This is a genomic window from Gammaproteobacteria bacterium, from assembly GCA_022450155.1.
Taxonomy (GTDB): Bacteria; Pseudomonadota; Gammaproteobacteria; order Arenicellales; family UBA868; genus REDSEA-S09-B13.
In genome coordinates this window covers 72,813-91,320 of record JAKUQR010000009.1, presented here as the reverse complement: position 1 = coordinate 91,320, position 18,508 = coordinate 72,813, and the positions used below count along the sequence as shown (strand labels likewise).

Annotated in this window: 20 protein-coding genes; 8 read left to right on the top strand and 12 right to left on the bottom strand. The window is 54.4% G+C overall.

The genetic code is table 11. The features are described from left to right. The first annotated feature begins 5 nt into the window (after positions 1 to 5). Entirely contained in the window at positions 6 to 377 is a 372-nt protein-coding gene (locus tag MK323_07135) for a GFA family protein (GenBank protein ID MCH2481933.1), read from the top strand. 72 nt (positions 378 to 449) lie between these two features. On the opposite strand, the gene MK323_07130 is transcribed toward MK323_07135, so the two are convergent. Then, a complete protein-coding gene (locus tag MK323_07130; protein MCH2481932.1) occupies positions 450 to 1,784 on the bottom strand; it encodes an FAD-binding oxidoreductase in 1,335 nt (444 codons plus the stop codon). 197 nt (positions 1,785 to 1,981) lie between these two features. Here MK323_07130 and MK323_07125 point away from each other — a divergent pair, with 197 nt between their 5' ends. Then, positions 1,982 to 2,740 carry an SDR family oxidoreductase gene (locus MK323_07125; protein MCH2481931.1) on the top strand — a complete coding sequence of 253 codons (759 nt, stop codon included), beginning with the start codon at positions 1,982 to 1,984 and terminating at the stop codon, positions 2,738 to 2,740. A 27-nt stretch (positions 2,741 to 2,767) separates the two neighbouring features. Here MK323_07125 and upp read toward each other — a convergent pair whose 3' ends face one another. From upp to MK323_07095, 6 genes are all read right to left on the bottom strand, one after another. Then, a complete protein-coding gene (gene upp / locus MK323_07120; GenBank protein MCH2481930.1) occupies positions 2,768 to 3,400 on the bottom strand; it encodes a uracil phosphoribosyltransferase in 633 nt (210 codons plus the stop codon). Between the two features lie 33 nt (positions 3,401 to 3,433). Next, positions 3,434 to 4,678: a URC4/urg3 family protein gene (locus MK323_07115; GenBank protein MCH2481929.1), complete on the bottom strand. Its 1,245-nt coding sequence runs from the start codon at positions 4,676 to 4,678 to the stop codon at positions 3,434 to 3,436. Further along, positions 4,635 to 5,903, bottom strand: coding sequence for a GTP cyclohydrolase II (locus MK323_07110; GenBank protein ID MCH2481928.1), 1,269 nt, complete (start codon positions 5,901 to 5,903; stop codon positions 4,635 to 4,637). Before MK323_07110 ends, MK323_07115 begins: the two co-directional genes overlap by 44 nt. A gap of 273 nt (positions 5,904 to 6,176) precedes the next feature. Then, positions 6,177 to 6,950, bottom strand: coding sequence for an alpha/beta hydrolase (locus MK323_07105; protein ID MCH2481927.1), 774 nt, complete (start codon positions 6,948 to 6,950; stop codon positions 6,177 to 6,179). After that, entirely contained in the window at positions 6,950 to 7,993 is a 1,044-nt protein-coding gene (locus tag MK323_07100; GenBank protein MCH2481926.1) for an LLM class flavin-dependent oxidoreductase, read from the bottom strand. Before MK323_07100 ends, MK323_07105 begins: the two co-directional genes overlap by 1 nt. 115 nt (positions 7,994 to 8,108) lie before the next feature. Next, positions 8,109 to 8,576: a flavodoxin family protein gene (locus tag MK323_07095; GenBank protein MCH2481925.1), complete on the bottom strand. Its 468-nt coding sequence runs from the start codon at positions 8,574 to 8,576 to the stop codon at positions 8,109 to 8,111. A 159-nt stretch (positions 8,577 to 8,735) separates the two neighbouring features. Here MK323_07095 and MK323_07090 point away from each other — a divergent pair, with 159 nt between their 5' ends. After that, positions 8,736 to 9,509, top strand: coding sequence for a phytanoyl-CoA dioxygenase family protein (locus MK323_07090; protein ID MCH2481924.1), 774 nt, complete (start codon positions 8,736 to 8,738; stop codon positions 9,507 to 9,509). A gap of 68 nt (positions 9,510 to 9,577) precedes the next feature. Here the strand turns inward: MK323_07090 and MK323_07085 are convergent, their stop codons facing one another. After that, positions 9,578 to 9,904 carry an HU family DNA-binding protein gene (locus MK323_07085; GenBank protein ID MCH2481923.1) on the bottom strand — a complete coding sequence of 109 codons (327 nt, stop codon included), beginning with the start codon at positions 9,902 to 9,904 and terminating at the stop codon, positions 9,578 to 9,580. A 190-nt stretch (positions 9,905 to 10,094) separates the two neighbouring features. Between MK323_07085 and ettA the strand changes: the two genes are divergently transcribed. The 3 genes from ettA (at position 10,095) to MK323_07070 (ending at position 13,279) form a co-directional block, all read left to right on the top strand. Further along, positions 10,095 to 11,768 (top strand): energy-dependent translational throttle protein EttA, encoded by a 1,674-nt coding sequence (gene ettA, locus MK323_07080; protein ID MCH2481922.1) that lies wholly within the window; start codon positions 10,095 to 10,097, stop codon positions 11,766 to 11,768. Positions 11,769 to 11,797: 29 nt separating this feature from the next. Further along, positions 11,798 to 12,415, top strand: a complete 618-nt coding sequence (locus tag MK323_07075; protein MCH2481921.1) for a DNA-3-methyladenine glycosylase 2 family protein — start codon at positions 11,798 to 11,800, stop codon at positions 12,413 to 12,415. Positions 12,416 to 12,499: 84 nt separating this feature from the next. Beyond that, positions 12,500 to 13,279 (top strand): hypothetical protein, encoded by a 780-nt coding sequence (locus MK323_07070; protein MCH2481920.1) that lies wholly within the window; start codon positions 12,500 to 12,502, stop codon positions 13,277 to 13,279. On the opposite strand, the gene MK323_07065 is transcribed toward MK323_07070, so the two are convergent. Continuing rightward, positions 13,280 to 14,587 (bottom strand): DEAD/DEAH box helicase, encoded by a 1,308-nt coding sequence (locus MK323_07065; GenBank protein ID MCH2481919.1) that lies wholly within the window; start codon positions 14,585 to 14,587, stop codon positions 13,280 to 13,282. 264 nt (positions 14,588 to 14,851) lie between these two features. Between MK323_07065 and MK323_07060 the strand changes: the two genes are divergently transcribed. Together MK323_07060 and MK323_07055 are read left to right on the top strand one after the other, a co-directional pair. Further along, positions 14,852 to 15,538 (top strand): GntR family transcriptional regulator, encoded by a 687-nt coding sequence (locus tag MK323_07060; protein ID MCH2481918.1) that lies wholly within the window; start codon positions 14,852 to 14,854, stop codon positions 15,536 to 15,538. 29 nt (positions 15,539 to 15,567) lie between these two features. Then, entirely contained in the window at positions 15,568 to 16,245 is a 678-nt protein-coding gene (locus tag MK323_07055) for a GntR family transcriptional regulator (protein ID MCH2481917.1), read from the top strand. A gap of 249 nt (positions 16,246 to 16,494) precedes the next feature. On the opposite strand, the gene MK323_07050 is transcribed toward MK323_07055, so the two are convergent. The 3 genes from MK323_07050 to MK323_07040 all read right to left on the bottom strand — a co-directional run bounded on the left by MK323_07050 (position 16,495) and on the right by MK323_07040 (position 18,440). Next, positions 16,495 to 17,073 carry a sulfoxide reductase heme-binding subunit YedZ gene (locus tag MK323_07050; protein ID MCH2481916.1) on the bottom strand — a complete coding sequence of 193 codons (579 nt, stop codon included), beginning with the start codon at positions 17,071 to 17,073 and terminating at the stop codon, positions 16,495 to 16,497. After that, positions 17,070 to 18,050 carry a protein-methionine-sulfoxide reductase catalytic subunit MsrP gene (msrP, locus tag MK323_07045; GenBank protein MCH2481915.1) on the bottom strand — a complete coding sequence of 327 codons (981 nt, stop codon included), beginning with the start codon at positions 18,048 to 18,050 and terminating at the stop codon, positions 17,070 to 17,072. Before msrP ends, MK323_07050 begins: the two co-directional genes overlap by 4 nt. An 87-nt stretch (positions 18,051 to 18,137) precedes the next feature. Next, on the bottom strand, positions 18,138 to 18,440 hold the full coding sequence (locus MK323_07040) for a DUF6122 family protein (GenBank protein ID MCH2481914.1): 303 nt from the start codon (positions 18,438 to 18,440) through the stop codon (positions 18,138 to 18,140). Between the last annotated feature and the right edge of the window lie 68 nt (positions 18,441 to 18,508).

Below are 18,508 nucleotides of genomic sequence, written 5' to 3'. Positions count from 1 at the left end.
ACATCATGGGTGACATACGGACCGGGAGCTGTCATTGTGGAAAAATCCAGTTTGAGATCGATATCAGCCAAGGGTTTCTGGCGCTTAATCGGTGCGACTGCTCGCTCTGCCGGCGACGGGGTACGGTTATGGGTGGCATACCACTTGACAAGTTTAAGCTCATCTCAGGTGCTGACAACCTGACTTTGTACCAATGGCACACCAATACCGCCAAACACTATTTCTGCCAAACCTGTGGTGTCTACACCCATCATCAACGAAGGTCAGACCCTACCCAGTATGGGGTAAATATCGGTTGCGTCGACGGCGTAGATCCTTTTTTATTCGCCAATATTCCAGTTACCCACGGCGCTTCAGAATCACATTTCGACCCCTGAGATTTCGTAGTCCATATCGGTAAGTCGAGGCGTTATTGCCCGATAAAACGATGTGCTTTTGTCTCTGAGGTGTCAGGTCAGCGCATCGCTCAAGCTGTACCACTGAAAGGCTGCGATCTGGCCCACCCGTCTGAACCGGGCCAGAGGATAGCGTGGCGGCTGCGCGTTGAGCTGGACGGGAATGGGCCTGCTTTCACCCAAAAATTCCGCCAATCGGCGTCCCGCCTGATTGGCTGCTGTCACGCCACTCCCACAGTAGCCCATGGCGTAAAACGCCGTCGGGTCATCCTCGGCGTGCCCGACATGGGGCATATAATCGGGCGTCAGCGCGACCCAGCCCCCCCAGAAGTAGTCGGCGCTAATCGAATGCAACGCTGGGAATTTTCGTCGAATGATTTGCAACAGTCGGTCACGATGAGGCGCACTACCACTTTCCCGAATCGGGCCTCGACTACCGAGCATTACGCGGCCGTCTGGTAGCCGACGAAAATAATTGAGAAACTTACGGGTGTCGCTGATCGAATCGGTAGTCACAAAATTGCTCTCCCCGATCTCAGTTTCAGTCATTGGCCGCGTGACCACGATGTTCGACAGCACCGGTAACAGCCGGGAGTCCAGTGTGGGGTGTAACCGTTCGTTGGTATAGCCATTGGTCGCAAATACGATCCGCTTTGCGTGCACCTTGCCATCGGGTGTGTCGAGGCGGTGTGTTTGCCCACGCTTGCTCCAGCGCAGCACCGGGGAAGCAGAATATACCGTCGCACCAGCTTCACGCGCCATGCGCAAAATACCGTAACCCAGTTTCATCGGGTGAAGCACAAAACCATAAGTTGTGCGCAGTGCAGCATGAGCTTCTTCCCCCTTGAAATGATTTTGGGCAATCTCTGATGGGGAGAGCATCTGAAATTCAGTTCCAAAACTGCTCAGAACCCTGGCGTCGTCCTCCAGCTTCTTCACCGTAGAGCGGGCGTGGGCTACACGCATACGCCCATCGGGCTGAACATCGCAATCGATATTTCCTTCCTTGATCAGCGAACGAACAGTCTCTACTGCGCTCACCGCCTCAGCCCAGAGAGAGCGTGCACCGGACTCCCCCCAGCGGGTCGTCCACTCACTGAGCGAGACACGTCCCAGTGCCGGTCCGGCAAAACTGCCATTTCGCCCACTGCAACCCCAGACAGGTCGATTGGCCTCCAGCACCACAGGGCGGACACCATAGCGCTTGGCCAGATGAAACGCACAACTCAGCCCGGTGTAGCCACCACCAATGATGGCAACATCGGTCTCTATCTGTGATTGAAGACGCCCGTCATCTCCGGGTGGCGTACCGGCTGTGGCAGCCCAATAGGAATCAACATGATTCAGTCCTTCACCAGGACTGATAGAGTGCAGCGGGTCATAACTCATAGAACAAGTCCTCTTCTAGGGCCGTTCGCGCCGATAGCGCCTTTAAAGTGATGTCGGGGGCTTCAGCCCCTTTCCTTCTCATGCCATCCGCCTGAAAATTGTACCTCTATTTGTCAGCGACTGTATCCATGGCCATTGGCACTGTGATCACGGTCAGCCCGTACATCACCTTCTAACCAGACAAACAGGAACACACTATGGCGTTCTCCGGCAAACGAATCTTGGTAACCGGCTCGTCGCGCGGTATCGGCTATGCGACAGCAGCGCATTTCCTCAGTACAGGTGCACGAGTGGCCATCAATGGCCGCACGATCGCCTCTACGGCCCAGGGGATTGAACAACTGGGCGGCGGCGACCAACTCATTGCTGCCAGCGGTGACATCCAGACGACTGCGGGCTGTGTGTCAGTTGTGGAAACTGCTGCAAAAGGTCTCGGTGGTCTCGACATTCTGGTCAATTCGGCCGGAGTTGCCTACTTTCTACCCGTGGAGGCATCTGACGAGGCGATATGGAACATAACAATCGACACCAACCTCAAGGGCACATTTTTCTGCATGCGTGCTGCCCTGCCTTATTTGCGTGATTCGGAAGGCAATATTGTCAACCTGGCCTCGGACGCGGGACTTATAGGTGAGAACGGATTGTCGGTCTACTGTGCATCCAAGGGCGGTGTCGTAAACCTAACCCGTGCCATGGCACTAGAACTGGCACCGTCGATTCGCGTCAACTGCGTATGCCCGGGTTATGTCGACACAGACATGGTCCGTCGCGATGGCATTGACCAGACGGATGACCCGCAGGCAGCGGAACAGGCTATCATCGATTATGCACCGCTTAAAAGAATGAGTACGCCGGGGGAAATTGCAAAAGCCATCGCCTACCTTGCCAGCGACGACGCAGCTTTTATTACCGGTTCAGCATTGCCGATCGACGGTGGCAGTACAGCGGGCCATTGACACAGACCACAGATAACGAGCGTCTGCTCAGCGCGTTCCGTAAATACGGTCACCGGCATCGCCCAGGCCGGGCAGGATATAGCCATGCTCGTTTAACTGTCGATCAACTGCAGCCGTGTAGAGATGCACATCCGGATGGGCAGCAGTGAAGGCCGCTACACCCTCCGGTGCCGCCAGCAGACAGACAAATTTGATTCGCCTGGCACCGCCCTGCTTGAGACGGTCCACAGCGGCAATCCCCGAATTTGCCGTCGCCAGCATAGGGTCAACAACAATTACCAGACGTTCACCGATGTCCTGCGGGACCTTGTAATAGTATTCCACAGCTTCGAGTGTTTCGGGGTCACGATAAAGTCCTACGTGTCCCACCCGGGCAGATGGCAACAGGTCCAGCATGCCCTCCAGCAGCCCGTTGCCTGCGCGCAACACCGAGACAAAACACAGCTTTTTCCCTGACAGAACCGGGGCGTCCATGGCCTCGATCGGTGTCTCTATCCGTTTGGTCTCCAACGGCAGGTCGCGGGTCACCTCATAAGCAAGCAGCAGTGCGGTTTCCCGTAACAGCTGCCGAAAATAAGCCGTGGGCTGATCTCTGTCCCGCATGAGGGTGAGTTTGTGCTGTACCAACGGGTGGTCAACTATCGTAATACGGCTGTCCATGCATCGTGCCTCGCTGTTGTATCCTGACTAATTCTAGAACACGGTGCCCGTCATGTGCAGTCGCAGTGGGGCCGAACCGTCTGGGCGGCGCTGCTGAGCCAGGCGGCGCCCGGCTGACCAACTGCCCCCCTGAAGCAGGCATGCCAGTGGGAAATCATCTTCGTTAAGCGCCAGCAACTGCCGAACACGCGGTGCCAGTTCATCCAGCAAAGCGATGGTCAGCGCACGCCACTCAACCACGATTTCTGATGCGACAGCCAGTGGCTGATGGGTCAATGCAGCGCCGTCTGCCTGAATGACCCCGCAGTCCAAGAACAGACCACCATTGCGATACTCGGCCAAGCCGGTTAAGCCGTTGAGTTCGCACACCTCGATCCCGCCTCTGGCCAGCGGTTCAATCAGGGAGTAGGTCAACCACTGGCTGAGCTTGTGAAATGGCACCAACCCGGGAAACTCTTCAGCTGAGCAGGCCACGGGATGGTACCCAACATCACCCAGCGCAACACCGTCTTCGATGTGGCCCTGTGGCCAGATGGGATTGAGATGAGTCAGAACCACCGCAAGCAAATGATCCGCCGTCACTGGTCGTTCGCCCAAATTGTCCAGTATCCAGTCACAAGGGCGGCACAAGCCAGTGGCCACTGAGTCGGCGAGTACCTCACCCAGACGATTGAGCAGCAACGTGCGCTCTGCCAGACCGGGTAGGGGATTGTCGCCATTGGCCTTAAAACCGCTTTTTAGGCCGTTCACATCGAGTGCGATCAGGGCGTCTGAATCGACTTGGCAGGGCGATGCCGGATCCGATGAAAACAATCCCGCGACAAACATTCTGATGCTGGCGACAGCAAGCCCCTCGGAACGATGATAGACCATGCCAGTATCGTCATCCCGATACTGCCAGCGGCCACCGGCACCGGCATCCAACAGCACACTGATGAATACAAGATCCAACTCAGCGCGGCAACGACCGTCATCCGAGGCACCCACATAGTCCAGCAACAGATCGCTCAGATCGCCCGCTGGAGTTTCAAAGTGTCGCCAGCGGCTGTGGTAAGGGACCACCAGGTCAGGATAGTTGGTGCGGGTTTCCTGTGCCACGATCTGCGCACAGTCATCCAGCACAGAATCGTCATAAACGAAGTGATTGAGTGTGCCAGCCCGAGCGGCTTCGAGAATCCAGCGACAGCGCTGTCGTACGGCAGCAGCACTGAGCAGCACGGACAGAGACTTGCTGTCAGTAGTTTTCGATGTGACGGCCACGCGTCTTTGCGAGGTCATCGATGTCGGGCACCTCACCTGGTGTGTAATAACCTGCGGCTTTTTTGGCCTCCATCTCAACCTGCGCATCTTCGGGAATCAGATTGTCCGGTAGGGAGACACGCTCCCCGACGTCAATACCCTGGGTGGTGAGTGCATCGTACTTCGTATTGCTCATGGAGACGAAACGATCGATCCGACTGATGCCGAGCCAGTTCAGCACGTCGGGCATCAGTTCCTGAAATCGCACGTCCTGGACACCGGCGACACATTCCGTGCGCTCAAAATACGCATCGGCGCGATCACCGCCATGCTGCCGTTTGCGTGCGTTGTAGACCAGAAACTTGGTGACCTCACCCAGAGCACGCCCTTCCTTGCGGTTATAGACAACCAGGCCCACGCCATCATTTTGTGCCTCACGCACGCATTCCTCTATCCCGTGAACAAGGTACGGTCGACAGGTGCAGATATCCGAGCCAAAAACATCCGATCCGTTACACTCGTCATGTACTCGACAAGTCAACCTGCGGCTATTGTCGGTCAGGTAATCCGGATTGCCAAAAATATACAGCGTCGCGCCACCGATTGGTGGCAGGAAGACTTTGAGGTCGCTGCGGGTAACAAGATCAGAAAACATACCGCCTGTTTGCTCAAACAGGATGCGCCGCAGCTCCCGCTCGTTGAGCCTAAATCGTTCTGCCAAGCCGGGCAGATACCAGACTGGCTCAACGGCAATCTTAGTGACGTTGATCTCACCGTTTTCAAGCAGTACCCGCCCATCCACTTGGAGGCCCGCTTGCCTGCCGTGGATCACTTCCGGCAACGATAACCTGGCACGCGTTACAGCGACGCTGGGACGAACGTCTAACCCGTCGTCTATCTGTTCCTCAAAGCACTGGGCTACAAGATGTCCGTATGGGTCCATCGAGACAATGCGACTGGCATCAGACCACTGCGGGTGCGGTCCAATACGGGCGACAGGCGCGGTATTCGTAAGGTCCGGCCGATGCGAAGGGTCGAGTGCTCCCGCAGCTACAGCCAGCGCGCGGTAAATGCTGTACGACCCGGAATGCGTACCGATGGCATTATGGCGACCATCGCCGGTAAGGTTCGTCACAATGGGCCCGCGATCAGCAGCGTTAACCGCACCCCAGTTCAACTCGATCGGCGACTGATCTCCGGTCGGGTGCGAGTTGAGCACAATGTGCCGTAGCCGGTTTGGACGGGCGACTTTATCTTCTCTCATAGATTCACTTCGTAGGTAGCTGATAACGGGACTGCTCAAACAGCCAAACCGAAGAGGAAACGGCGCACTGTACTCCTCGACCCTGACAGGTTCAACCACGTCTGTTCCGGACTTTCCAGTGCTCCTGAGCCTATAGAATTGAGCCTTGCATCCGGGTTAGACCAACAATGCGGGTAAAACCACTCTGTTCTGCCGTTTTCTCACCGCATAAACTTGTGAAAACTCGACTCCAAGAATCGATCCCATGCTGTTCGTTCAGCGACAACCGGCGAATCAGCGGTGCTTGAATAGAAACCTCTTAAGCGGTGCTGCCACCCGGTTGGGTGCCTCCATCAGGATTGAGTGCTTCAATCCATCGAGAACAACAAATTCCGACTGCGGCAGTTCACCGGCAATAAAGTGATTAAGCCGCGGGTTGCAACCGCCGTCCAGTTCGCCTGTCAAAACCAGGCAAGGTGTTTCAATCTCATGGAGCCAAGGACCCATCTCGGTGGTGGCGTAAATACGAAAGACGCTCAGAAAAACATCAGTTAACGTATCGATCACCTGTTGTTTGCGTTGCTCGACCAGATCTGGCCGTGCGCGTACAAATTCGTCGGTGTACCAGCGATCCAGCAGGGTATCCAGTACCGGTGCCACACCCTCCCGCTCCATTTGGGCAATGAGCGCAAACAACTTTTTCCGCTCGTCGTCACTGCGCCCGGCAGCGGTACTGAGTAATCCGAGTGAGCTCACTCGATCCGGATGGGCTCTGGCATAAGCAGGACCGATCATTCCACCGAGTGAGTGCCCAACAACATGTATCTGCTCGTGTCCAAGTTTGACGCGCAGGGCCTCGAGATCCTCAACAAGATCATCCAGGCTGTAGGGGGGCGTGGGAACCGGGCTATGACCGTGGCCACGCAAGTCGTAACTGACGCAGGTGAAATAAGGTGTGAACTGTGGCATCAACCCATCCCAGGTAACCTTACGCGAGCCGATGCCGTGCACCATATAGAGTGGTGGGCCTTCCCCCTGGACGCGGTAATCCACTGCAACCGCTGCCATCAGATCACCTGTCTAATCGGAACGGACGCATTGTGCGCCGCAAAGTGCGGCATCACCTGAGTTGCAAAGTTTTCAATACACTCAAGCATCTCCGGTTGCGAGGTGCCGAAATTGATATTGAGGATAAAGCGGTCGACCCCGACGGCCTCGTACACCTTGAGCTTGTCAATCATCTCGGATGGTGTACAGACCAGGAGATTTTCTGCGGTTTCTTCGATCGGCACTGTCCTTGGCAACGGCGAGATTACGCCGTGATGCATCACGCCGGGTCCGCGGATGTTGTCGAAACGACCATAATAGTGGTGCGCAATTGCATTCTTGGCCCGCCGGTCCGCATCATCTTTAACCAGGAAAGAGACCCGTGACAGCGACAGCGTCAACGCCTCACCTGCCGGCCCAAGCTCGGATTTCCCCCGATCGAAGGCATCCACCTGGTCGAGCATGTACTGGTGATCTCCGGCAAGTGGTGTGGTCATAATATGGAAGCCCCGTCGGGTCGAGTGATAAATCGCCTCTGGCTTGACGGCGCTCATCAATAGCGGGATCTCACGATCCGGGCGTGGCATCACGGTCAATGGTTCAAACTGGTAGTACTTACCGCTCCATGACACTTCTTCTTCGGTCAACAGAGTCTGCAGTACAGCGACCGATTCATCGAACTTCTCCAGGGTTTTGTCTATCGGAATCCCCATGCGGGCAGTCTCAAACGGGAATGCCCCACGACCCAGGCCGACAAGCAGCCGATAATCGGTAAATATATCGGCACAGACCAATTCGCCGGCGTACACCCGCATGTCGTGCAGTGGCAGTACCGCGACGCCCAGAATTATCTTCACCCGTTTAGTAACGCCCGCAATCTTCACTGCAAACTGCAGCGGTGCCGGCATCATCAGAAGATTGATCAAATGGTGTTCGGTGATCGAGACCGCATCGAAACCCAGTCGGTCGGCAAGCAATGCCTGTTCAATCATGTCCGCGTACAGCTGTTTGCCACCATAAGCAGGATCAGGGTAATCGCAAGACAGTTGTACGCTAAATTTCATAAGTTCACTGACTGTGGCCGGGAAACGAAGTCTTTTTGTCCCTGGCCATTGAGGGCCTGAGTAAACACACAGTCTATCAAATAGCCCCTGGATCCCCCGGGATCAGGGTGGGGACTCAGAAGATACCTGTCTCGAGTCCTGCCGCCATGGCAGTGCCCAGTTCCTGACACTGCGCAACGAAAGCGTCTTGCCAGTCCCCGCGACAGATCAGGGGCTCCTGGACCGCCCTCCAGCCCAAACCGCTAACAATGGTCTCGATACTCCGCCGGGTACCGGTGCCATCGTGACCAGCGCGTATGTAGAGCGCATACGGCATGCCTCTGGTGTGTTCAAGACACGGGTAATAGATTCGATCGAAAAAGTCTTTCAACGCACCTGACATATACCCCAGGTTTTCAGTGGTCCCCAGTATGACTGCTTGCGCTGCCTGCACATTCGCCGGCTGTGCGTCGAAAGGCCGGTACGCTACAACCTCTACGTTTTCGATTTCTATCGACGACGCACCTTCTACCACGGCGTCAAATAGGCGACGTGTATTCACCGAAGGCGTATGTCCAACCACGAGTAAACGTTTTGGCGTCATCTGGTAGGTGATTCTGGGGCTGGCAGATCCTGGCGACAAGCCATCCGCCCCAGCGGACCGAACCTGTCATAATGGCATGCTGGTTGCACTGGGCATTTTGCTTAAAGGAACCAGACCGCTTTACAGCAGGTTGAATAGTCAGCACCCGGCGAATCCTCAATGCAACTCTCTGCAGCACAATTGAGCGAACTTCGGCGTAGTGGATTTTTGATTCTGCCCGGACTCTTCTCAGAGACCGACGTGGAACTTTTACATTCTCGCTTACCGACCTTGTTTGCCGATGGTGATCCTTCAAATATTGAAGAGAGAAGTTCTGGCCAGGTGCGTACCTCCATGGGACTTCATCTGCGCGATGACCTGTATGCTCGGTTGGTTCAACACCCGCGGCTGTTCACCCCGGCACAACAGATCCTTTGCGAACCACTCTATATCCAACAGGTCAAAGTCAACGTCAAAGTGGCATTCTCCGGTGAAGTCTGGCAGTGGCATTACGACTTCGCTACCCACCGGGAGGAGGACGGCGTCCCCCGGCCTCTGGCGTTGAATCTTCATGTGTTTCTAGAAGATGTAACAGAGTTCAACGGGCCTTTATGGTTTATTCCAGGTTCGCATCTACTGGGTGAACATCCTGCATCCCTTGATACATCCACCACAAGCTACCCGCTGTGGGTAGTCGATGATACAACCATCACCGATCTTGCAAGGCGGAACGGTATTGTGTCTGCCATCGGCAGGAAAGGCACGGCGCTGATTTTTCATGACACGCTTGTGCATGCGTCCCCCAACAATATGTCGCCTTGGGATCGCACCATCTTTTCCCTGATCTTAAATCCGGTTTCAAACGCCTATACCAAAATTGCGCGACCGGATTACAAACATCACCGGGACCTGACGCCCGTTGTGGCGTTGCCAGATGACTGTCTGGCTGTCTAGAGATTCTTATACAACATACAAAAACCCCGCCTCATGGCGGGGTTTTTATTGACAGGATTCAGAATAGGTCAGCCTGCCATCGCCTTAAGATTCTTCATCGCCGATACTTTAACCCGCCGGCTGGCAGGTTTTGCCGCCACATTCATGGTCTCACCGGGGCGGAATGGGTTGGGTACCCCCCAACGTGGTGGGGAGGCAGGTTTATCGACGATACTGATCTTCAGTAAGCCCGGCAGTTTGAATACACCGGCTGCGCCAGGTTTAAGGTGGCCCTCAATAACACTCGACAGACCGTCCACAACAGCAGTGACATCTTTACGGGAAAGACCGGTCTGTTCGGAAATGGCATTCAACATCTGGGTTTTGGAAAGGGGGGCACTATAGAAGTTGCTCATGGTTCTGGTTGCTCGTCTTTCAGGTTAAGAAAAGGTTCAGGGGTATGGATTCATTTCGAATCTGTAGACACACCATACGACAATTTTAGTAAAAAAAGCACCCCATAACAAATAATTTCTTGAGTTTGCATAGGATCCGCTCGTTGTAAAATCTTAGGTTCTCCCCCTCAGGCACTGATTTTATTACTGAATGGCCCAATACGTTTACAGCATGATGGGTGTGGGCAAAGTAGTCCCACCGAAAAAATATATTCTCAAGGACATCTCGTTGTCGTTTTTCCCGGGTGCCAAGATCGGTGTGCTCGGACTAAATGGCGCTGGGAAATCAACAGTCCTTCGGATCATGGCTGGGCTTGATCCGGAATTTGAAGGTGAGGCGATCCCGCAAAAAAACCTCAAGATCGGCTATCTCCCGCAAGAACCCGTGCTCGATGTGACCAAGGATGTGCGCGGCAACGTTGAGGAAGGTGTCTACGACAGGCGGGTACTACTGACACGGTTCAATGAAGTCAGCTTGCGGTTTGCAGAGCCCCTAGAAGACGATGAGATGGCCGCTCTGATTGAAGAGCAGGGCGAGCTGCAGACTCAGATAGATGCACTGGGTGCCTGGGAACTTGACCGCAATCTCGAGATAGCGGCCGATGCGCTGCGCCTACCGCCGTGGGACGCACGGGTCGAACACCTGTCCGGCGGTGAGCAGCGTCGAGTTGCTCTGTGCCGCCTGCTGCTCACAGAGCCAGACATGTTGTTGTTGGACGAGCCCACAAATCACCTAGACGCTGAATCGGTCGCGTGGCTGGAGCGTTATCTTGAGCGCTACCCAGGTACCGTCATTGCAGTGACCCATGACCGATACTTCCTCGACAACGTTGCGGGCTGGATCCTCGAACTCGATCGTGGGCAGGGTATCCCCTGGGAAGGCAACTATTCGTCCTGGCTGGAACAAAAGCATACTCGCCTGAAAATGGAAGAAAAGTCCCAGTCTGCTCGGCGTAAGACGATTGAGTCTGAACTCGAGTGGGTGCGCACCAACCCGAAGGGTAGACAGGCAAAGAACAAAGCCAGGCTCCAGCGCTTCAAGGATCTGGTTGAAGCAGACTACCAGGCACGAAATGAAACCAACGAGATCTACATCCCGCCAGGCCCCAGACTTGGTGACAAAGCGATAGAGGTCGACCAACTCACCAAGGGCTATGGCGACAAATTGCTTATCGATAATCTTTCTTTCGCTCTCCCCCCGGGGGCCATCGTCGGCATTATCGGCGCCAACGGTGCTGGCAAAACCACTCTGTTCAGAATGCTGGTCGGCGCAGAGTCACCCGACCAAGGCAGCATAACAATCGGTGAGACTGTCAAGATTGCTTACGTGGATCAGAGTCGAGATGCACTCGATGACAACCAGACGGTGTGGGAAGAAATTTCTGATCGTCAGGACACACTTGAGATCGGTTCCTACCAGACACCGTCGAGAGCCTACGTCTCCCGTTTCAATTTCAAAGGTAGCGATCAGCAAAAGCGTGTTCGGGATTTGTCCGGAGGAGAACGCAACCGCGTTCACCTGGCCAAGCTTCTTCGTAGTGGCGGTAATGTACTTCTGCTCGATGAACCCACCAACAATCTGGACGTTGAAACACTGCGTGCTCTGGAACAGGCACTACTCAATTTCCCCGGCTGTGTGGTGGTGATTTCTCATGATCGGTGGTTCCTGGACCGCATTGCGACCCACATTCTGGCTTTCGAAGGAAACAGCCAAGTCAACTGGTTCGCCGGTAACTTCGAGGAATATGAACAGGACCGTCAGCGACGACTCGGCGGCGACGCCCAGCCGCGTCGTATCCGATACAAACCCATAACCCGTAGCTGATGTGCTGACAGATGGAGCGGCGATAACGCATGTTGATTGACCGGCGAACTATCCGCAAAGGCCTGAGCGTCATTGCAGCAAACGACTGTGACGTCGCTCAGGCGCTGAAACGGGTCGGCTACCCCGAGCCTCGTATCCGGCCAGTCGGTTTCAAGGCATTGCTATCCATCATTGTCAGCCAGCAGATCTCAACCGGGGCAGCCCAATCCATCATGGGCCGAGTACGGGCCCTGCTGCCGGAAATATCAGCCCCCGCGACACTGGCACTGTCCGATGGTGCACTGCGCAAGGCCGGGCTGTCGGGCCGCAAAGTGGAATATGTCAATAGCCTGGCCCAGGCGATCGTGACCGGACAATTCGACCCAATCGCTCTTGAGCAGCAAGCGGATAGCCAGGTCATTGCGTCTATTTGTATGCTGCGTGGGTTGGGGCGCTGGAGTGCTGAAGTCTATTTGATGTTCTCGCTGCAAAGGCCAGATGTCTTTCCCGCAGGTGACCTTGCGTTGCAGCGTGCACTGCAGAAACTCAAGGGTTGGGACAACCGGCCCAGCGCCGACGAGACCCGTGCGGCTGTCGCCCACTGGATGCCATGGCGTACCGTGGGTAGTCTTTTCTTGTGGCACTTTTACCGCGGTGCCCCAACCTGAGACCTGCTGAAACTTGTTCTGTCCGTTCCAGCCAGCGGGCGGTTAAGATAGCTGCTCACTCTCAGCTGCTGCAGGAATCTTTTAATGGATAACCCGTTTGCCCGATTTGGCGTCGAACACCTGTCGGCCACATCCATGAATCAGTTCCGGGCCGATCCAGCGCTGGGAATTCTGTACTTGGTCTACAACATTCGTGAGCAGGGCAGCCCTGCCATGCACCGGGGCTCTGCAGTAGACGAGACAATTGGTGCACTGCTGTCTGACGAGGACTCGATGAACCAGTCCTCGGCCTGTGACCTGGCCACCCGTACTTACGATGCACTGATAAGCAAAACCGATGAGGTCTATGCCCAACACGCGATTGCAAAGGAACGCGACGTCGTCATTGCCTGTATGCAGCGCTGCTACCCGATCATGAGTGATTGGGATAAACCGCTTTCCTACCAACAACCCATCAATCTCTCGTTACAGGACATTGAGGTGCCGGTCATCGGTTACATCGATTTGCGTTACCCAGGGGAGGTCCGTGAACTCAAGACTTCCGGCAAACGGCGCCGCAGCATTATCGACGATCATGCTTTTCAGGTCAGTACCTATGCAATGGCTATTCGACAGGAAAGTGGTGCCTGGCCGTCGGCTGTACTCGATTACATTTGTCCAACGGGGATGGAGTCCTTCCAGTTGCAAAATGGCAACAAGTGGGTAAAAAAGGTGGTTGATACTGCCAACAGCATTCGCTGGCTGCTTGCAGCGGCATCGACAGAGGCAGAGCTGTGCCAATTGATCCAGCCCGACTTCAGCAAGCCTTTGTGGCGCTATCGTCCCAACAGCCGTGCGGCAGCAAAATCGCTTTTTGAGTGTTGATCAGAATTCTGGCTGATAAAGGCCGGCATAAAACGACTGGATGACAGGGTCGCAACGAATATCTTCTGCACGCAAGGGGCGGTTAAAAGCAATACCTTCCAGAGTACGGCAACGACTGAGCGCGACATAAGCCTGACCAGCCGCAAAAAAACCACGACCAAGGTCGATGTCGATGTTATCCAGCGTCAGGCCTTGCGCTTTGTGCACTGTAACTGCCCAGGCGAGAATAAATGGAAACTGGGTGTAGGTTCCAATAACCTCGGTGTCGACGTGACGTCTTTTGGCATCCCACTTGTAACGGTAACGTTCCCAGGATTCTCGCTCAACGCCTACGACTGCACCCGAGCCTGTGTCTGATAAAAGCTCTACCTCAATAGACTCGTGATCGAGATCGACCACTCTGCCTAGAGTGCCGTTTACCCAGTCAGGGCCATTTTTTGTGAACATGACCTGCGCGTCGGCCTTAAGGCGAAGCTCAGTCGGTGAAGGCAACTGGGTTTCATTCTCCAGCCAGTCCCCTTTGAGCTCAGCACTATAGAGCCATTCATTTCCCGTCAGCCGACCGAGTTGCTGTTCATTGAACTGGCGTGCCCGCGCATTTACCGCCGTCAGAACCAATCGATTCTCTGCATCACTCATTCTATCGCCTATAGAAGCATTCAGCGCTTGCACCGTGTGCTCAAGATGCCGGCCCAACCGAATGTTATCCAGCAGTTGAATGAACTTCTCGTCGGACTGGCGGAATGACTCAGTCAGTGTTACGCATGCCAGTGACTCATGCTTAAGGCAATCGGCACTAAAAAAGTAAGGTGATTCGTAGGCGTCTTCAAACAGCTGCCGTTCCTCGCAGCCGGCGATAACAGGTGGCAACTGATGCATATCTCCAACAAGCACGACAGTTTTGCCGCCGAAACGTGCCGATTTTTTCTTCGTGTTTAAGCGTAACGCTTCGTCGACCGCATCCAGCAAATCTGCTCGCACCATGGAGACTTCATCGATAACCAGAATATCCATTTGCGCGATGACGTCCCGAGCCGGGCCGAGAACTTTCTTGGCCTTGGGTTGTGGCCCTGGTGGCAACTGAAAGAACGAATGAATGGTTTGTCCCTGAACATTGAGCGCTGCCACACCAGTTGGTGCCAAAACGACCAGACGTCGGTCCAATTCAGCACGCAAGACCTCGATCAGGGTGGATTTGCCGGTGCCGGCTGAACCAGTTACAAACACCACCGCGGGCGTCCCCACACTCAGAAGGTCCAGCACTTGCTGAAATTGTGCTGTGATCTGGTAATTCAGCGACTTGGGCATTATGGGCAACTACCTGGGTCTCGAGTACACGCAAAATAAGCCGTATGTACACGCAACGACGGCGTCTCTGGAACAGTTCGTACATCCTTACCCGTTATGATTCTAGGCATATTACTGAAATATGATCATATGATTCTAGGCATATTACTGAAATATGATCAGCTGGATCTTGGTCAGTCATCCTTATATTCCCACACTGAGCACTGGATACAGGCTGCGCAAACAACCACTCACTGAATAATTTGAATTTCGAAGGCAATAATCATGGCAAGTCCAAACCTAAAATCTGACTTAAGCATACGAAAAAGTCTAACGACAACCGCGTACGAACAGCTTGAAGAGCTAATCGTTACTACGGTGCTGGAACCAGGCGCTAATTTGTCGGAAGCAACCCTTGTCGAACAACTTAACATTGGTCGAACACCCATCAGAGAAGCACTGCAGAAATTGGAACGCGAAGGGCTGATCAGGATTTTGCCGCGTAAAGGTATTGAGGTAACCGACCTTAATCCGGCCAAACAGCTTCTGATGCTGGAGTTGCGACGTAATCTGGAAAATCTGCTGGCAAGATCAGGTGCTTTGAGAGCTACAAAAGCAGAGCGTTTGGCGCTCATAGTCATCGCTGATGCGATAGACGAGGCAGCCGCTGCAGGGAGTGATATCGATTTCCTGCGACAGGACTACGCACTCAACCAGCTAATGGCACAAGTAGCTCACAACGAATACGCGAGCCGGGCCATTGGTCTGATCCACGGACTTGCGAGGCGATTCTGGTTCGTTCATTACAAGACCACCGCCAATATGCCTTTGTGTTCCAGCCTACACGCCAACCTTGCCCGAAAAGTAGCTGAAGGCGACCCAGAAACAGCAGCCGCTGCCGTTGACGCGCTGATGGATTACCTTGAGGAGTTCACCCGCGCAACCCTGAGGGCCCCTGACCGACCGAGCTAAACGCAACAGCCGGATTCACTTTGCCATCGATGAGCGCCACCGTCACTTCACTTTCTCAGGCCCGACGCAGTCAGACAACACTTGCCTATGAAAAACTTGAAGAACTGATTGTTACGCTGCAACTTAAGCCCGGCTCAAGCCACAGTGAAAATAGTTTACAGCAGTTGATCGGAATTGGTCGTACACCTGTTCGTGAGTCACTGCAGCGACTCTCCAGAGAAGGACTGGTTGAAATCCTCCCCCGCAAAGGCATCAAAATCACCCGGGTCGACTATGAAGGTCAGTTCCTGCGGGTCGAGCTGAGCCGTACTTTGCTTGCTTTGATGGCCAGAACCGGTGCTGTCAGAGCCACCTCGGAACAAAAACAGGCTTTTGGCGATATTGCAGTTGCTTACGACAAGGTTGCCCGGACTCCAGACCTGGACTCGATCATGCAGTTGGACAAGACAATGTTCAATCTTTTTTGCGATGCCTGCCACAATGAACACGTCTGTCGCGCGACAAGGCTTCTTGTGGGCGAAAACCGCCGGCTTCGATACATCCATTTTCAGAAACACGCCGACATCCCTGTCTTTGCTCGGATCCGGGCAGAACTTGCCCGTGCACTCCACCAGGGCGACCCGGAAGCCGCGGAAGCCATTGTTCACCGGCGAATGGACTACATTGAATCAACGTTGAAAGGCAGGATACATACCAACGACCAGTAAAACGCTCTGATATTTTCCCCCGCAACACCGGTTCACCCTTTAGGCTCAAGGTCTGCAGTTTGCAGTCGCAACCCAGAAAAAACCCTGCGTACAATATAGGGGGCATGCGCAGGGCTACAGGTTATTAAAGGAGAAATCATCCAGTCCCAGCAAGATACCTTGAAACTACGCTACTGCTTATTCAAAGATTCTTGTTCACCGCATAAGAAATAATTATTCATTGATAAATTACATAATGACAGTTATTTTTCAGCGGCCAGTTATCGTCACCTGCCGGTGGTGGATCAACCGCATCACGAGCAGTGTCACGGCACACACCGCATACGCCACCGGCCAGGCCCAGTCACTGCGTATCATGAGCAGATAGTGCACAGCAGCGAGTCCAAGCACCCCGTAAACCATCGTGTGTAACCGTTTCCACCACCGACCCAGACGACGCATCCAACGCCGGGTCGAGGTCAGCGCCATGATCAGCAGTATGAGCCAAGCGCTGAACCCCGCCAGCACGTAGGGGCGCTCGCTCACCTCCTCGCCCAGACGAGCGATGTCCCAGCCCAGCAGAAACGTGAGGAAACACACGAGGTGCGCTGAAGCGTAGGCGAAAACCCACAACCCCACCGCTCGACGGTAACGCAAAAGTGTGCTCCACTGTGCCCAGCGTACGATCACCGGCAGCACAAGAACAGTTATTAGAAGGTTAAAAGCCCAGATACCGGTTTCCCAGATTACGGTCTTTTCCGCATCTACACCCAGTTGATCCGTCTGCCAACCATAGATCAACAACACGCCTGGGACTGACAGTAGTGCGTGAATTGCGAATCGGCTCACCGGTACTGTTGCTTGCTACCAGGGTAAAGGTGCGCGACCTGCTCGGCGTAACCGTTAAACGGGCGCGAAGGAATACGTTCAATATCCCCATCACCCCAGATTCGACGCTCAGTTGCCTGGCTCCATCGAGGATGAGAAATCGAAGGATAAACATTGCTGTACCAACCATATTCCGACGGATTCTCCCGGTGCCAAGTCGCAACTGGCCTGTCCTGTGTAAAGGTGATCCGGACAATAAACTTGGGAGACTTAAACCCGTACTTCCACGGCACGGTAATGCGAAACGGCAAACCATTTTGCGGTAGATGCTGGTCACCATATACTCCGAAAGTCGCAAATGTCAGTGGGTGGATCGCCTCTTCCAGTGTCAGCGCTTCGACATACGGCCATTCAAGCGTGCTGAAAACAGAAGCCTGTCCGGGCAACTCATCTGGCCGATACACGCTGGTGAATGCCACATAGCGCGCAGATCTCATAGGTTCCACCACCTTGATGATGTCTCTCAGTGGCCGCCCGTTGTAGGGGATCACCATAGACCAGGCTTCAACACAACGAAAATCATAGATCCTTTCTTCCAGGTGGCTGAAGGGCATCCCCATCAACTCATCAATATCGAATGTGCCAGGTCTGTGGCAAAGGCCATCAAAAGTTACTGACCACGGCGAGAGATTGAAATCTACTGATCGACGGAAGGGATCTGTCTTTTCCCAGCCGAATTCATAAGCGTTGTTGTAGTGCGTGGCGGCGTACTTCGTCGTAAGGCGATGTGATTTGCCTGCACTGGCGACTGCGGTCGAGCCATCGTCGTCGCCCGATAGGCGGGGTGCTTCAGATGAATGACCCTGTACCTGACCTGCACGCGCTGTGAGTCGTTCGCCATAACGCAACGCCGTAAACCCACCCACGGCAGACAACGCGAGCCCGGCGGCCAATACTCTGCGTCGCGCGTAGGTGTGAGAATCGGTAATTCGGCCCATCCCTGAATTCCTCGCAATTGCGCTCTTGACTCCTGATTATGCCTCTTCCGGGTTGGTTAAATGCAACCCGTCAGGGCTGTGTTACCCTCAAAGACAGTCGAGCCCATCGAGCCCCATGTGAATAACCAATCCGGCACCAAGCAGTCGAACCCACGGCACAAACAAGGTGGCCACGTATACAGCGACTGCAGGCCAGCTGTGCAGCAGATGAAACCCAATGCTGCAACGGTCAGGATCGACTATGGGATCGGCCGCTAGGTGATCAAGGTCAACCAGCATGGTGGCCAGCATGATCAGCCAGGCGCGTTTCCACCTGTTACGAAAGAACAACCAGGCTGCAACCAGAGGCAGCAACTGGTGTAGAACAATGTGAATCAAGAAAGCTGTCAACAGGGACTCAAACGTGAGTAGTGCCAAATATCAGGCTGCTCTTGTACCATGTTGTAGATCTGATGTCG

What these genes read in the sequence shown, in the direction of transcription:
- ettA (MCH2481922.1), top strand. Translation starts at nt 10,095, where the DNA reads ATGGCCCAATACGTTTACAGCATGATGGGTGTGGGCAAAGTAGTCCCA.
- MK323_07100 (MCH2481926.1), bottom strand. Translation starts at nt 7,993, where the DNA reads ATGAAATTTAGCGTACAACTGTCTTGCGATTACCCTGATCCTGCTTAT.
- MK323_07115 (MCH2481929.1), bottom strand. Translation starts at nt 4,678, where the DNA reads ATGACCTCGCAAAGACGCGTGGCCGTCACATCGAAAACTACTGACAGC.
- MK323_07065 (MCH2481919.1), bottom strand. Translation starts at nt 14,587, where the DNA reads ATGCCCAAGTCGCTGAATTACCAGATCACAGCACAATTTCAGCAAGTG.
- MK323_07085 (MCH2481923.1), bottom strand. Translation starts at nt 9,904, where the DNA reads ATGAGCAACTTCTATAGTGCCCCCCTTTCCAAAACCCAGATGTTGAAT.
- MK323_07090 (MCH2481924.1), top strand. Translation starts at nt 8,736, where the DNA reads ATGCAACTCTCTGCAGCACAATTGAGCGAACTTCGGCGTAGTGGATTT.
- MK323_07130 (MCH2481932.1), bottom strand. Translation starts at nt 1,784, where the DNA reads ATGAGTTATGACCCGCTGCACTCTATCAGTCCTGGTGAAGGACTGAAT.
- MK323_07135 (MCH2481933.1), top strand. Translation starts at nt 6, where the DNA reads ATGGGTGACATACGGACCGGGAGCTGTCATTGTGGAAAAATCCAGTTT.
- MK323_07125 (MCH2481931.1), top strand. Translation starts at nt 1,982, where the DNA reads ATGGCGTTCTCCGGCAAACGAATCTTGGTAACCGGCTCGTCGCGCGGT.
- msrP (MCH2481915.1), bottom strand. Translation starts at nt 18,050, where the DNA reads ATGGGCCGAATTACCGATTCTCACACCTACGCGCGACGCAGAGTATTG.
- MK323_07110 (MCH2481928.1), bottom strand. Translation starts at nt 5,903, where the DNA reads ATGAGAGAAGATAAAGTCGCCCGTCCAAACCGGCTACGGCACATTGTG.
- MK323_07095 (MCH2481925.1), bottom strand. Translation starts at nt 8,576, where the DNA reads ATGACGCCAAAACGTTTACTCGTGGTTGGACATACGCCTTCGGTGAAT.
- upp (MCH2481930.1), bottom strand. Translation starts at nt 3,400, where the DNA reads ATGGACAGCCGTATTACGATAGTTGACCACCCGTTGGTACAGCACAAA.
- MK323_07070 (MCH2481920.1), top strand. Translation starts at nt 12,500, where the DNA reads ATGGATAACCCGTTTGCCCGATTTGGCGTCGAACACCTGTCGGCCACA.
- MK323_07075 (MCH2481921.1), top strand. Translation starts at nt 11,798, where the DNA reads ATGTTGATTGACCGGCGAACTATCCGCAAAGGCCTGAGCGTCATTGCA.
- MK323_07060 (MCH2481918.1), top strand. Translation starts at nt 14,852, where the DNA reads ATGGCAAGTCCAAACCTAAAATCTGACTTAAGCATACGAAAAAGTCTA.
- MK323_07105 (MCH2481927.1), bottom strand. Translation starts at nt 6,950, where the DNA reads ATGGCAGCGGTTGCAGTGGATTACCGCGTCCAGGGGGAAGGCCCACCA.
- MK323_07055 (MCH2481917.1), top strand. Translation starts at nt 15,568, where the DNA reads ATGAGCGCCACCGTCACTTCACTTTCTCAGGCCCGACGCAGTCAGACA.